The organism is Paenibacillus sp. FSL R7-0652, assembly GCF_038595045.1.
In the GTDB taxonomy this organism is placed as follows: domain Bacteria; phylum Bacillota; class Bacilli; order Paenibacillales; family Paenibacillaceae; genus Paenibacillus.
The window spans coordinates 4,314,284-4,331,372 of sequence record NZ_CP152001.1; the positions used below are offsets into that span (position 1 = coordinate 4,314,284).

A 17,089-nucleotide genomic window follows, 5' to 3' on the forward strand; every position below is an offset into this window, starting at 1 on the left:
CACAATGTTTCTTCTTAGCCTCTATTTTTACCGCTTTTTCTTTTTGGAAGATAATGCCTTATAGATATCATCTAGTTCTTCAAAGGTGACATCATTGAGCGTAACATCGCTAGGTGTCAAAATTGTTTTTTCCATACTTATACAGTGATCAATTACCTTGATCAGCTGATCTTGGTAATGATTCAACAATCGCTCTATGTTCTCTGTTAAAAACTCGTTAGTATTATACGAAACACTTAAAGTCAACTGTTGGTTATTTACAATTCCTGTAATAGCAAGTGGGAATGTACGTTTTGACTGATTGCTTATATTTTCCCCACCACTATAAGGAGACAATTTAATAAATCCATTATCTTCATTGCTCCCGTTAAATTGCCCTAGATAATTAAAACTTATCTCAGGAAGCGTTTCAAAGTTTAAATCCACATTTCTCTCTCTTGGCGTCAAATACTTTAATATCTCGTATCCCACACCTTTGTTTGGTACTTTCCGTAACATTTCTTTTACTGTCTTGATTTGTTGACCGATTTCTTCTGACTGTACATCTAAAATAATTGGATATTTTGAGGTGAACCATCCAATAGTACGACTGACATTAGTATCCTCATTAAATTTTTCTCTTCCATGACCTTCTAGTTCCACACAAACTCTATTTTGTCTAGTCCATGATTTAATAGATAACGCAAGAGCAGTAAGCAATATATCGTCGATTTCTGTGTTATAAGCTTTAGAAACACGAGTTAGCAGAGTGTTTGTTTTTTCCTTTGATAACATAACACTTATTACTTCATTTATAGGTGCGCTACTCTCGCTTCCTGTATGGTCTTTAGATAGAGGTCTCAATCTTGATAGTTTTTCAATTTCTGCCCAATAGGGAATCTCAGATAATAAGTTGTTACTTTTAGCATATTCGTTCAACTTTTCTGACCATTCTTTATAAGAATCTGTTTTCATTGGTAAAACAGGTTCCTTATTGGATTTTAGCTGATGATATATTGTTGAAAAATCTTCTAATAATATTCGCCAGGACACCCCATCTATTACTAGATGATGAATTACAATCATTAGATGATCTCCAAGAACAGTTTTAAACAATCCTAATTTGACTAATGGACCATGCTCTAAATCGATACTCTTATGAAGAGTTTTTCCTAACTCAATAATACGAGAACCTATATTCCTATCATTTATTTTTTCAGTTTGTAGTGTAAAACCGATTCCCTCATCAAGTCCGCGGTTGTATTGCTTATACTCTCCACGTTCAAAGCTATATTTCATACGAAGCGCATCGTGGTGTGCAAGAATCTTTTCAAAAGATTTTTGTACTAATTTCTCACTAAACCCTGCCTCACTAAACAGTACAACTGATTGGTTCCAATGATTTATTTCTGAGAAACTTTGATTAAAAAACCAATGTTGTATAGGAGTTAGTAAAGCTTCTCCTTCTACTACGCCCTGGTAAATTCTTCTACTAACCTGTTCTAGATAAGGACTTAATTCGAATATGGTTGGGAAGGTAAATATATCTTTAATTGAAACCTTAAATTCAAATTTGTGTAATTCAGCCGATACCTGAATTGCTTTTATTGAATCACCCCCAAGTTCAAAAAAACTATCCTCAATTCCTATTCTTTCGACCATCAAAACATTTTCCCATATTTTTGTCAGCATTTTTTCAATTTCGTTCCTTGGCGCTACATAAGTCCGTCCGGTTGTTTGTATCTTTCCATTCGGTTCTGGCAGCGCTCTACGATCTATTTTCCCATTCGATGTTAGCGGAAGGTAATCTAGCTCCACAAAATGCGCCGGGATCATATACTCCGGTAGTTGTCTACTTAAATATTGACGTATTTCTTCCATTAGTAGTGTTCCCTTGGTTACCACATAACCACATAAAGACTTCAATCCTAGTTGGTTTTCTCTCGCCACCACGACTGCCTCAATGACCTGTTCATGGTTAACCAACCGCGCTTCAATTTCTCCCAGCTCAATCCGATACCCCCGAATCTTCACCTGATCATCTATTCGTCCCAGGTACTCCACGTTTCCATCGGGTAACCAGCGGGCTAGATCGCCTGTCCGGTACATTCGCTCGCCAGGTTCAAATGGATTGGGAACAAAACACTTAGCGGTGAGTTCCGGCTGATTCAGGTACCCTCGAGCTAATCCATCTCCAGATGTGTACAGTTCTCCTACCACTCCTATAGGAGCTGGCTGCATCCCCTTGTCCAATACATAGACTTTTGTATTTGATACAGGTTTTCCGATAGGAACTGATTCTTTCTGTAGTGTTGTGATTGGGTAAAAACAAGTAAACGTTGTATTCTCCGTTGGGCCGTATCCATTAATTAGATTAATACTTGTTGTGTTGTCTAACAATTTCATCACATGTTTGGGTGATACTGCTTCCCCACCGACAAGTAACGTCTGTACTCCACTGAACATCTCAATATCATAATCCACGGCTAGATTAAATAATGCTGAGGTAAGCCACATGATAGAGACATTATTCGCTACGATATTCTCTCGTAAGTTATCCAATGAAATCGTGGTTGTTACGAGGATTAGTTTTGCACCGTTAAGTAAAGCACCCCAGATTTCAAATGTAGCCGCATCAAAGGATATAGAAGAAGCCTGCAATAATGTATCTGCTTCATCTATACTGATATAATTTGTATCCTTGACTAATCGGACGACACCTTGATTTACGACCAAAACTCCCTTGGGCTTCCCGGTTGTCCCGGAGGTGTATATCACATACGCCAGGTTTTGAGGTGAACTCACTCCCGCTAAATTGTCTCCTGGACCGCTGTATATCTCTTGATCCTCCAGATAAAGCATGGCTCCTTGGAACGCTACCCGGTCGGCCACGTGTCTTTGGGTCAAGATAAGAGCAGTTCCACTATCTTCAAGCATATACGTGATCCGTTCCTGCGGGTACGTCGGATCCAGCGGTAAGTAGGCTCCGCCGGCCTTCAGGACTCCCATAATTCCAACGATCATTTCAAGCGATCGTTCCACCATTAGTCCCACGATACTTTCTGGGCCTACTCCCCGTGCGCGTAAATTCCGCGCCAATTGATTCGCACGTTCATTCAGCTCCCGGTAAGTTAGCTCTTCGCCTTCATACACCACCGCTATATTCTCAGGTGTCCGCTCAACTTGTTCTTCAAACAACTGATGGATCGTTTTTTCTTTCGGATAGGCTGCTTCCGTCGCATTGAAACCGGCGATCTGTGCTTTCTCCGATTCCGTTACTACCTCTACCTCGCTCAGCTGAAGATGCGGGGCCTCAATGAGGCTTCTCAGTAACTGTTGCCAGTGTCCCGACATCCGCTCGATCGTCTCACGATCATATAGTTGGGTTGCGTACTCAATTTCACACTGAAGACTTCCTTCTGTCTCCCAGGCGGTGACCGTGATATCCATCTTCGATACGTGTCCTTGCCCCGGGTTGACCTGAATCTCCAGATCCTCCAGTTCAATGGTCCGCTGCTCCATATTCTGCAACACAAACATGGTATCAAACAGTGGGTTTCGACTCATATCCCGGCGTGGTGCCACTTCTTCCACCAATCGATCAAACGGGTAGTCCTGATTGCCATACGCGCCTAGCGTCGTTTCTTTCACCTCAGCCAAAAATTCCGTGAAACTCTTTTCTCCCCGAGGCTGATTCCGCATCGCCAGGGTATTCACAAACATCCCCACTACCGGTTCCAGATCCGCATGCGACCTTCCCGCAATCGGCGTCCCTACTACGATATCCTCTTGGCCCGTATATCGATGCAGCAACGTATTATAGGCCGCGAGCAGCACCATATACAGGGTGCTTCCCGTTTCCAGGGCCAGTTTTTTCAGTCCCTCCGTGATCTCTTCGCTCACCTGGAAGCTCATTCGACTGCCTTCATAACTCTGGACCGCCGGCCGCGCACGATCGGTCGACAATGCTAACACGGGAAGCTCACCCGACAAGGTCTCCGTCCAGTAGGCTTGCTGCCGGTTCATCTCCTCCGATGCTGTACGCGCATGTTGCCAGACGGCATAATCCTTGTACTGAACCCGTAGCTCGGACAACGCTTCACCCGCATACAAACGCGCAAACTCATCCGCCAAAATCCCCATGGATACTCCATCCGAGACAATATGCGGCATATCCAGCAGCAAAAGGTGATGTTCTTCGCCCAGCTTCACCAATTTCGCCCGGAATAACGGCGCCTGTTCTAAATCAAAGGGACGCACAAACTCTGCTGCCACGGTATCGGCTGCGCTCTCCTCCGCTTCTTCATAGGCCATAGCAAAGTCCACTTCGGGATGAACGTACTGTACAATCTCTCCGTCCACCATCCCAAAGGAAGTCCGCAAACTTTCATGCCGTCCTACCAAGGTCCGGAAGATCCTTTCCAGCTGAGCAAGGTCGCATGCTCCCTTCAGAACGAGGCTAACGGGCATATTGTATACCGTTTGAGCTCCCCCAAGTTGATGTAGAACATATTGACGTTTTTGTGAGGCTGACACCGGGTAGTACTTCCGTTCTACCACCGGTTCAATCAGGGCATACGCTCCTTGCTCAGCCTGCTCAATCCGCACTGCCAGTTCTTCGATTGTTGGATACTGGAACATCTCCCGTAACGGAATGTCCACCGCAAATTCTCGATTCACTCTCGATACCACAATCATGGCATTCAGCGAGTGACCGCCCAACTCAAAGAAGCTGTCCTGCACTCCGATTTTTTCAACGCCCAGCACGGATTTCCATAGTGCAGCCAACTGCTCTTCGGTCTCACTACGCGGAGCCACATATACCCGTCCCGATTCCATGGTGCCGTTTGGTTCTGGCAATGCCTTGCGATCCAGTTTGCCATTCGGCGTCAGAGGTAGTTGATCCAGCTGCACAAAATGGGCTGGAATCATATAGTCGGGCAATCCTTGGCCAAGATATTGACGCAATGATGCCACCGTCAAATCTCCGTTCGCTACCACGTATCCACATAAATAGGACTGACCCTGAAGATCTTCCCGCGCGACCACGGCTGCTTCTATCACGTGTTCATGTTTAGCCAGCTGAGTTTCAATTTCTCCCAGCTCAATCCGGTACCCCCGAATCTTCACCTGGTCGTCGATCCGTCCCAGGTACTCCACATTACCATCGGGTAACCAGCGGGCCAGATCGCCTGTCCGGTACATTCGTTCCCCTGGTTCAAACGGATTTGGTACAAATCGCTCGGCAGTGAGTTCCGGCTGATTTAGGTAGCCTCTCGCCAATCCATCCCCGGAGATGTACAGCTCCCCGGCAACACCTAGAGGCTGTAGGTTCTGAGAAGAATCTAGTATATAAATTCTTGTATTATCTCCAGGTGAACCAATAGGTACTGATTTGAAAATGTTCCCAGAAGTATTGCAAGTATAGCTCATACAATTCACTGTAGCCTCAGTCGGGCCATAGGAATTAAAGATTTCAATTTCAAATCCATTCTGAACGACTGTATTTACCAAAGTTTGTTCTAGTAACTCCCCACCAATTATTAATTTTTTAAGAGTCTGAGATTTAATTTGTTCATTGAGTATTAATCTCATGTGTGAAGGGGTCAATTTCAATATTTCTACCTCGTCATTCCTCAAAACATCTTGAAGTAAGGTTGCGCCATTACTATTTCCAAACACAATTAATTTAGAACCTATTAGTAATGGTGTAAATAATGAAGTAACTGTTGCATCAAATGAGATCGTCGAATATAGAGGGAAGTTCATTTGGTTATTTTCGCAATAAATTCCTTTTGCCCACCAAACATAATTCACCAAGTTCCGTTGTTCGATAAGCACTCCCTTTGGCTTCCCTGTCGAACCTGATGTGTAAATCACATACGCCAGGTTTTGAGGTGAACTCACTCCCGCTAAATTGTCTCCTGGACCGCTGTATATCTCTTGATCCTCCAGATAAAGCATGGCTCCTTGGAACGCTACCCGGTCGGCCACGTGTCTTTGGGTCAAGATAAGAGCAGTTCCACTATCTTCAAGCATATACGTGATCCGTTCCTGCGGGTACGTCGGATCCAGCGGTAAGTAGGCTCCGCCGGCCTTCAGGACTCCCATAATTCCAACGATCATTTCAAGCGATCGTTCCACCATTAGTCCCACGATACTTTCTGGGCCTACTCCCCGTGCGCGTAAATTCCGCGCCAATTGATTCGCACGTTCATTCAGCTCCCGGTAAGTTAGCTCTTCGCCTTCATACACCACCGCTATATTCTCAGGTGTCCGCTCAACTTGTTCTTCAAACAACTGATGGATCATTTTTTCTTTCGGATAGGCTGCTTCCGTCGCATTGAAACCGGCGATCTGTGCTTTCTCCGATTCCGTTACTACCTCTACCTCGCTCAGCTGAAGATGCGGGGCCTCAATGAGGCTTCTCAGTAACTGTTGCCAGTGTCCCGACATCCGCTTGATCGTCTCACGATCATATAGTTGGGTTGCGTACTCAATTTCACACTGAAGACTTCCTTTTGTCTCCCAGGCGGTGACCGTGATATCCATCTTCGATACGTGTCCTTGCCCCGGGTTGACCTGAATCTCCAGATCCTCCAGTTCAATGGTCCGCTGCTCCATATTCTGCAACACAAACATGGTATCAAACAGTGGGTTTCGACTCATATCCCGGCGTGGTGCCACTTCTTCCACCAATCGATCAAACGGGTAGTCCTGATTGCCATACGCGCCTAGCGTCGTTTCTTTCACCTCAGCCAAAAATTCCGTGAAACTCTTTTCTCCCCGAGGCTGATTCCGCATCGCCAGGGTATTCACAAACATCCCCACTACCGGTTCCAGATCCGCATGCGACCTTCCCGCAATCGGCGTCCCTACTACGATATCCTCTTGGCCCGTATATCGATGCAGCAACGTATTATAGGCCGCGAGCAGCACCATATACAGGGTGCTTCCCGTTTCCAGGGCCAGTTTTTTCAGTCCCTCCGTGATCTCTTCGCTCACCTGGAAGCTCATTCGACTGCCTTCATAACTCTGGACCGCCGGCCGCGCACGATCGGTCGACAATGCTAACACGGGAAGCTCACCCGACAAGGTCTCCGTCCAGTAGGCTTGCTGCCGGTTCATCTCCTCCGATGCTGTACGCGCATGTTGCCAGACGGCATAATCCTTGTACTGAACCCGTAGCTCGGACAACGCTTCACCCGCATACAAACGCGCAAACTCATCCGCCAAAATCCCCATGGATACTCCATCCGAGACAATATGCGGCATATCCAGCAGCAAAAGGTGATGTTCTTCGCCCAGCTTCACCAATTTCGCCCGGAATAACGGCGCCTGTTCTAAATCAAAGGGACGCACAAACTCTGCTGCCACGGTATCGGCTGCGCTCTCCTCCGCTTCTTCATAGGCCATAGCAAAGTCCACTTCGGGATGAACGTACTGTACAATCTCTCCGTCCACCATCCCAAAGGAAGTCCGCAAACTTTCATGCCGTCCTACCAAGGTCCGGAAGATCCTTTCCAGCTGAGCAAGGTCGCATGCTCCCTTCAGAACGAGGCTAACGGGCATATTGTATACCGTTTGAGCTCCCCCAAGTTGATGTAGAACATACTGACGTTTTTGTGAGGCTGACACCGGGTAGTACTTCCGTTCTACCACCGGTTCAATCAGGGCATACGCTCCTTGCTCAGCCTGCTCAATCCGCACTGCTAGTTCTTCGATTGTTGGATACTGGAACATCTCCCGTAACGGAATGTCCACCGCAAATTCTCGATTCACTCTCGATACCACAATCATGGCATTCAGCGAGTGACCGCCCAACTCAAAGAAGCTGTCCTGCACTCCGATTTTTTCAACGCCCAGCACGGATTTCCATAGTGCAGCCAACTGCTCTTCGGTCTCACTACGCGGAGCCACATATACCCGTCCCGATTCCATGGTGCCGTTTGGTTCTGGCAATGCCTTGCGATCCAGTTTGCCATTCGGCGTCAGAGGTAGTTGATCCAGCTGCACAAAATGGGCTGGAATCATATAGTCAGGCAATCCTTGGCCAAGATATTGACGCAATGATGCCACCGTCAAATCTCCGTTCGCTACCACGTATCCACATAAATAGGACTGACCCTGAAGATCTTCCCGCGCGACCACGGCTGCTTCTATCACGTGTTCATGTTTAGCCAGCTGAGTTTCAATTTCTCCCAGCTCAATCCGGTACCCCCGAATCTTCACCTGGTCGTCGATCCGTCCCAGGTACTCCACATTACCATCGGGTAACCAGCGGGCCAGATCGCCTGTCCGGTACATTCGTTCTCCCGGTTCAAACGGATTTGGTACAAAACGAGTGAGAGTTTGATCCTCATTGTTAATGTATCCTGCGCCAAGGCTACTACCTGCGATGCAAATTTCACCTTCAATACCTAATGGTGCAAGGCCATTGGATTTATCAACAATATAAATTCTTGTATTATATATGGGCTTTCCGATTGGGACAGATTTATCTTCCAACAGAGAATTTTCTCTAATACGTTGGTACAACACAATATCTGTACACTCTGTTGGCCCATAAATGTTTACTATTTGTGTTTTGTTTGTGAGTTCCAGTGTTCTCTTTAAACCATCTACCTTTAATGGCTCCCCCCCGATAAACAACCAGTTTAGGGAGGTCAGTTGATTTTTTGAGGCATTACCAACAATTGAATAAAGCATAGTTGGTGTACAGTTAATAACTGAAACTTTGTATTTTTCAACTAAATCAACAACAGTGAAGGAGTCGAACGGGCCAGCTGGTAAGAGAACTATCGTCCCCCCCTTTATCAGAGGAGCAAAAATGTTTTTCTGTGTAGCATCAAATGCTGGGGAGGTTACGATTAAAAATATGTCACTATTAACTATTTTAAACTCATTAACATACCAGTTCACCAAATTAACAAAACTATTGTGATATACACTCGCTCCTTTAGGAACTCCTGTAGAACCTGAGGTGAAGATAGTGTAAATTCTCTCATTCACATTAATACAATTGACAGGATTAGCTCTATTCTCTTGTTCCAAGATCTTAATTACGCTTTGGGAGTCAAGACATATAGTAGTTACTTCTCCCTGGAACACACTTCTCTTCCAAAATACCTTTGTCACCACAATTTGTATCTTACTTTGTTCTATCATATGACTGAGGCGTCCCTTAGGTAATTCTGGGTCGAGTGGGATAAACATAGCTCCAGATTTAATTATTGCTAATTCACTAATAATCAATTCCACAGAACGCTCAAGACAGATACCTACCGAATCACCTGTACATACCCCCAGTGTTGAAAGATGATGCGCCAATTGATTCGCACGTTCATTCAGCTCCCGGTAAGTTAGCTCTTCGCCTTCATACACCACCGCTATATTCTCAGGTGTCCGCTCAACTTGTTCTTCAAACAACTGATGGATCGTTTTTTCTTTCGGATAGGCTGCTTCCGTCGCATTGAAACCGGCGATCTGTGCTTTCTCCGATTCCGTTACTACCTCTACCTCGCTCAGCTGAAGATGCGGGGCCTCAATGAGGCTTCTCAGTAACTGTTGCCAGTGTCCCGACATCCGCTTGATTGTCTCACGATCATATAGTTGGGTTGCGTACTCAATTTCACACTGAAGACTTCCTTCTGTCTCCCAGGCGGTGACCGTGATATCCATCTTCGATACGTGTCCTTGCCCCGGGTTGACCTGAATCTCCAGATCCTCCAGTTCAATGGTCCGCTGCTCCATATTCTGCAACACAAACATGGTATCAAACAGTGGGTTTCGACTCATATCCCGGCGTGGTGCCACTTCTTCCACCAATCGATCAAACGGGTAGTCCTGATTGCCATACGCGCCTAGCGTCGTTTCTTTCACCTCAGCCAAAAATTCCGTGAAACTCTTTTCTCCCCGAGGCTGATTCCGCATCGCCAGGGTATTCACAAACATCCCCACTACCGGTTCCAGATCCGCATGCGACCTTCCCGCAATCGGCGTCCCTACTACGATATCCTCTTGGCCCGTATATCGATGCAGCAACGTATTATAGGCCGCGAGCAGCACCATATACAGGGTGCTTCCCGTTTCCAGGGCCAGTTTTTTCAGTCCCTCCGTGATCTCTTCGCTCACCTGGAAGCTCATTCGACTGCCTTCATAACTCTGGACCGCCGGCCGCGCACGATCGGTCGACAATGCTAACACGGGAAGCTCACCCGACAAGGTCTCCGTCCAGTAGGCTTGCTGCCGGTTCATCTCCTCCGATGCTGTACGCGCATGTTGCCAGACGGCATAATCCTTGTACTGAACCCGTAGCTCGGACAACGCTTCACCCGCATACAAACGCGCAAACTCATCCGCCAAAATCCCCATGGATACTCCATCCGAGACAATATGCGGCATATCCAGCAGCAAAAGGTGATGTTCTTCGCCCAGCTTCACCAATTTCGCCCGGAATAACGGCGCCTGTTCTAAATCAAAGGGACGCACAAACTCTGCTGCCACGGTATCGGCTGCGCTCTCCTCCGCTTCTTCATAGGCCATAGCAAAGTCCACTTCGGGATGAACGTACTGTACAATCTCTCCGTCCACCATCCCAAAGGAAGTCCGCAAACTTTCATGCCGTCCTACCAAGGTCCGGAAGATCCTTTCCAGCTGAGCAAGGTCGCATGCTCCCTTCAGAACGAGGCTAACGGGCATATTGTATACCGTTTGAGCTCCCCCAAGTTGATGTAGAACATACTGACGTTTTTGTGAGGCTGACACCGGGTAGTACTTCCGTTCTTCCACCGGTTCAATCAGGGCATACGCTCCTTGCTCAGCCTGCTCAATCCGCACTGCTAGTTCTTCGATTGTTGGATACTGGAACATCTCCCGTAACGGAATGTCCACCGCAAATTCTCGATTCACTCTCGATACCACAATCATGGCATTCAGCGAGTGACCGCCCAACTCAAAGAAGCTGTCCTGCACTCCGATTTTTTCAACGCCCAGCACGGATTTCCATAGTGCAGCCAACTGCTCTTCGGTCTCACTACGCGGAGCCACATATACCCGTCCCGATTCCATGGTGCCGTTTGGTTCTGGCAATGCCTTGCGATCCAGTTTGCCATTCGGCGTCAGAGGTAGTTGATCCAGCTGCACAAAATGGGCTGGAATCATATAGTCAGGCAATCCTTGGCCAAGATATTGACGCAATGATGCCACCGTCAAATCTCCGTTCGCTACCACGTATCCACATAAATAGGACTGACCCTGAAGATCTTCCCGCGCGACCACGGCTGCTTCTATCACGTGTTCATGTTTAGCCAGCTGAGTTTCAATTTCTCCCAGCTCAATCCGGTACCCCCGAATCTTCACCTGGTCGTCGATCCGTCCCAGGTACTCCACATTACCATCGGGTAACCAGCGGGCCAGATCGCCTGTCCGGTACATTCGTTCCCCCGGTTTAAACGGATTTGGTACAAATCGCTCGGCAGTGAGTTCCGGCTGATTCAGGTAGCCTCTCGCCAATCCATCCCCGGAGATGTACAGCTCCCCGGCCACACCCAGAGGCGACATATGTCCATTACGATCCAGTATAAAAGCACCTAATGTAGGGATTGGCTTTCCGATATTACTGCATGCTTCTCCAATCTCTAAAACAGTTATCTCTTTATAGGTAGCATGTACCGTGATTTCAGTTATGCCATACATATTGATGAGTTGGATGTTAGGGTACCTTGCATTCCAGATTCTTAGGCTGGATGGATTTAACGCCTCTCCTCCAAAAATTATTTTGCGTATCGCCAGCCGCTCACTGTTATTCGTTAATATTTCATTGGCTAATTGTTTGAAGTAAGATGGTGTTTGATTTAATATCGTTACTTGATGTGTTTCTAGCAATTCCATAAATAATGTCGGATTCTTCACTACGGCATGAGGCACTACGATCAAGGTCCCTCCGAAAACCAACGCACCATACATTTCCCAAACTGAAAAATCGAAGCAATATGAGTGAAATAATGTCCAAACATCATTACTATTAAAATCGAATAATGAATTATCACTTACCAAAAGACGAACGACATTGCGATGAGTAGTCAGTACTCCTTTAGGCCTTCCGGTTGTCCCGGAGGTGTATATCACATACGCCAGGTTTTGAGGTGAACTCACTCCCGCTAAATCGTCTCCTGGACCACTGTATATCTTTTGATCCTCCAGATAAAGCATGTCTCCTTGGAACGCTACCCGGTCGGCCACGTGCCTTTGGGTCAAGATAAGAGCAGTTCCACTATCTTCAAGCATATACGTGATCCGTTCCTGCGGGTACGTCGGATCCAGCGGTAAGTAGGCTCCGCCGGCCTTCAGGACTCCCATAATTCCAACGATCATTTCAAGCGATCGTTCCACCATTAGTCCCACGATACTTTCTGGGCCTACTCCCCGTGCGCGTAAATTCCGCGCCAATTGATTCGCACGTTCATTCAGCTCCCGGTAAGTTAGCTCTTCGCCTTCATACACCACCGCTATATTCTCAGGTGTCCGCTCAACTTGTTCTTCAAACAACTGATGGATCGTTTTTTCTTTCGGATAGGCTGCTTCCGTCGCATTGAAACCGGCGATCTGTGCTTTCTCCGATTCCGTTACTACCTCTACCTCGCTCAGCTGAAGATGCGGGGCCTCAATGAGGCTTCTCAGTAACTGTTGCCAGTGTCCCGACATCCGCTCGATCGTCTCACGATCATATAGTTGGGTTGCGTACTCAATTTCACACTGAAGACTTCCTTCTGTCTCCCAGGCGGTGACCGTGATATCCATCTTCGATACGTGTCCTTGCCCCGGGTTGACCTGAATCTCCAGATCCTCCAGTTCAATGGTCCGCTGCTCCATATTCTGCAACACAAACATGGTATCAAACAGTGGGTTTCGACTCATATCCCGGCGTGGTGCCACTTCTTCCACCAATCGATCAAACGGGTAGTCCTGATTGCCATACGCGCCTAGCGTCGTTTCTTTCACCTCAGCCAAAAATTCCGTGAAACTCTTTTCTCCCCGAGGCTGATTCCGCATCGCCAGGGTATTCACAAACATCCCCACTACCGGTTCCAGATCCGCATGCGACCTTCCCGCAATCGGCGTCCCTACTACGATATCCTCTTGGCCCGTATATCGATGCAGCAACGTATTATAGGCCGCGAGCAGCACCATATACAGGGTGCTTCCCGTTTCCAGGGCCAGTTTTTTCAGTCCCTCCGTGATCTCTTCGCTCACCTGGAAGCTCATTCGACTGCCTTCATAACTCTGGACCGCCGGCCGCGCACGATCGGTCGACAATGCTAACACGGGAAGCTCACCCGACAAGGTCTCCGTCCAGTAGGCTTGCTGCCGGTTCATCTCCTCCGATGCTGTACGCGCATGTTGCCAGACGGCATAATCCTTGTACTGAACCCGTAGCTCGGACAACGCTTCACCCGCATACAAACGCGCAAACTCATCCGCCAAAATCCCCATGGATACTCCATCCGAGACAATATGCGGCATATCCAGCAGCAAAAGGTGATGTTCTTCGCCCAGCTTCACCAATTTCGCCCGGAATAACGGCGCCTGTTCTAAATCAAAGGGACGCACAAACTCTGCTGCCACGGTATCGGCTGCGCTCTCCTCCGCTTCTTCATAGGCCATGGCAAAGTCCACTTCGGGATGAACGTACTGTACAATCTCTCCGTCCACCATCCCAAAGGAAGTCCGCAAACTTTCATGCCGTCCTACCAAGGTCCGGAAGATCCTTTCCAGCTGAGCAAGGTCGCATGCTCCCTTCAGAACGAGGCTAACGGGCATATTGTATACCGTTTGAGCTCCCCCAAGTTGGTGTAGAACATACTGACGTTTTTGTGAGGCTGACACCGGGTAGTACTTCCGTTCTTCCACCGGTTCAATCAGGGCATACGCTCCTTGCTCAGCCTGCTCAATCCGCACTGCTAGTTCTTCGATTGTTGGATACTGGAACATCTCCCGTAACGGAATGTCCACCGCAAATTCTCGATTCACTCTCGATACCACAATCATGGCATTCAGCGAGTGACCGCCCAACTCAAAGAAGCTGTCCTGCACTCCGATTTTTTCAACGCCCAGCACGGATTTCCATAGTGCAGCCAACTGCTCTTCGGTCTCACTACGCGGAGCCACATATACCCGTCCCGATTCCATGGTGCCGTTTGGTTCTGGCAATGCCTTGCGATCCAGTTTGCCATTCGGCGTCAGAGGTAGTTGATCCAGCTGCACAAAATGGGCTGGAATCATATAGTCAGGCAATCCTTGGCCAAGATATTGACGCAATGATGCCACCGTCAAATCTCCGTTCGCTACCACGTATCCACATAAATAGGACTGACCCTGAAGATCTTCCCGCGCGACCACGGCTGCTTCTATCACGTGTTCATGTTTAGCCAGCTGAGTTTCAATTTCTCCCAGCTCAATCCGGTACCCCCGAATCTTCACCTGGTCGTCGATCCGTCCCAGGTACTCCACATTACCATCGGGTAACCAGCGGGCCAGATCGCCTGTCCGGTACATTCGTTCCCCCGGTTCAAACGGATTTGGTACAAATCGCTCGGCAGTGAGTTCCGGCTGATTCAGGTAGCCTCTCGCCAATCCATCCCCGGAGATGTACAGCTCCCCGGCCACACCCAGAGGCGACATATGTCCATTACGATCCAGTATAAAAGCACCTAATGTAGGGATTGGCTTTCCGATATTACTGCATGCTTCTCCAATCTCTAAAACAGTTATCTCTTTATAGGTAGCATGTACCGTGATTTCAGTTATGCCATACATATTGATGAGTTGGATGTTAGGGTACCTTGCATTCCAGATTCTTAGGCTGGATGGATTTAACGCCTCTCCTCCAAAAATTATTTTGCGTATCGCCAGCCGCTCACTGTTATTCGTTAATATTTCATTGGCTAATTGTTTGAAGTAAGATGGTGTTTGATTTAATATCGTTACTTGATGTGTTTCTAGCAATTCCATAAATAATGTCGGATTCTTCACTACGGCATGAGGCACTACGATCAAGGTCCCTCCGAAAACCAACGCACCATACATTTCCCAAACTGAAAAATCGAAGCAATATGAGTGAAATAATGTCCAAACATCATTACTATTAAAATCGAATAATGAATTATCACTTACCAAAAGACGAACGACATTGCGATGAGTAGTCAGTACTCCTTTAGGCCTTCCGGTTGTCCCGGAGGTGTATATCACATACGCCAGGTTTTGAGGTGAACTCACTCCCGCTAAATCGTCTCCTGGACCACTGTATATCTTTTGATCCTCCAGATAAAGCATGTCTCCTTGGAACGCTACCCGGTCGGCCACGTGCCTTTGGGTCAAGATAAGAGCAGTTCCACTATCTTCAAGCATATACGTGATCCGTTCCTGCGGGTACGTCGGATCCAGCGGTAAGTAGGCTCCGCCGGCCTTCAGGACTCCCATAATTCCAACGATCATTTCAAGCGATCGTTCCACCATTAGTCCCACGATACTTTCTGGGCCTACTCCCCGTGCGCGTAAATTCCGCGCCAATTGATTCGCACGTTCATTCAGCTCCCGGTAAGTTAGCTCTTCGCCTTTATACACCACCGCTATATTCTCAGGTGTCCGCTCAACTTGTTCTTCAAACAACTGATGGATCGTTTTTTCTTTCGGATAGGCAGCTTCCGTCGCATTGAAACCGGCGATCTGTGCTTTCTCCTCATTTGGGACTATATTAATATCGCTGAGCTTTATTGTTGGGTCTTTGAGGACTGTGAGGATAGTTTCTTTTAAATGTTTGCATATCGTCACAATATCATTTTCGCTAATTACTTTTGAATTATAAGTAAATTTGAAATTCAGTGTATCTTCTTGATGAATTATGACACTCAAATTATAGTTATTATGTTCTGAGAATTCTGTTACTTGTATATCAATCTCCTCTGAGATACTAGCAATTCCTTTGTTAATAGGATAGTTTTCAAATACCACAATGTGATTAAATAATTTATTTTTTAATTTAGTATTAGTTTGTATCTTATATAGGGGAACATAACTGAATTTCTCTGAACTAAATGCCTCTAATTGTACATTTTTAACATATTCATTAAATGATAATGACTCTGCATCTCGAATTCTTACCGGGATAGTATTAATGAATAAACCAACCATACTTTCTATTCCTAATATTTCTGCGGGTCTTCCTGATATAACTGAACCATACACAACATCGGTCACATTATTATAACGTTGGAGCAAAATTCCCCAAATTACCTGAATTATTGTATTAACTGTTACCTGATTATTAACAGAAAATTCAACTAGCTTTTTCGTTAACAATGTATCTAAAGTGAAGTTTTTACTTTTATAATCATGTTCCTCACTTACTTCATCAAGCTGCCTATCCATTATTCTAATTCTATGATCATAATCACCCAACATTTTGCTCCAATAATCTAACGCCATTTCTGTATCTTGTTTATTCAACCATTTTATATAACTACTATATGAAGTAGGTGGGTTTATGACCTGCGACGTTGAAATATCGTTGAAATATATCCGCATCATTTCTTGGATAACGATTCCTAAAGACCATCCGTCCATAATAATATGATGAAAACTAATAACGACAACATGATACTCTTCTGTCAATTTTATAATTGACATTCGGATTAAAGGACCCTCATTTAAACTAAAACCAATCTCTCGATCATTACTCTTTAAAAATTCAATTTTCCTTAACTGATCTTCTTCGGATAAATGCATAATATCTTCATGCAGTATCTGATTCTGTATCTTATCATACACGACTTGTATTGGGACTTTTACCGTATCGTAAAGAAATACAGTCCTTAATACATCATGTTTCTGAATAACAGTATTGAAACATTCTTGAAATCTAAAGATATCTAGTGAGCCTCTTACTTCCAAAGTCATTTGAACAAAATATGCATCTGATTTTTCTTCAAGAATACGATGGTAAAGCATACCTTCTTGCAGTGGTGTCAACTGATAAATATCTTTTATGTTTTCCATCAGGTTATATCCCTTCGTTATGACTTAACATTATGCATAACTCTCGTAAAAATTG

The 17,089-nt window shown here is 46.1% G+C and carries 1 protein-coding gene; it reads right to left on the bottom strand.

Annotation, left to right across the window (positions count from 1 at the left end; translation table 11 throughout):
- Positions 1-27 precede the first annotated feature (27 nt).
- The gene (locus MKY97_RS19120) at positions 28-17,034 is read right to left on the bottom strand and encodes a non-ribosomal peptide synthase/polyketide synthase (protein ID WP_342551890.1); all 17,007 of its coding nucleotides are present in this window, start codon (positions 17,032-17,034) and stop codon (positions 28-30) included.
- Between the last annotated feature and the right edge of the window lie 55 nt (positions 17,035-17,089).

Coding starts and splice junctions, on each gene's coding strand:
- MKY97_RS19120 (WP_342551890.1), bottom strand. CDS start 17,034: ATGGAAAACATAAAAGATATTTATCAGTTGACACCACTGCAAGAAGGT.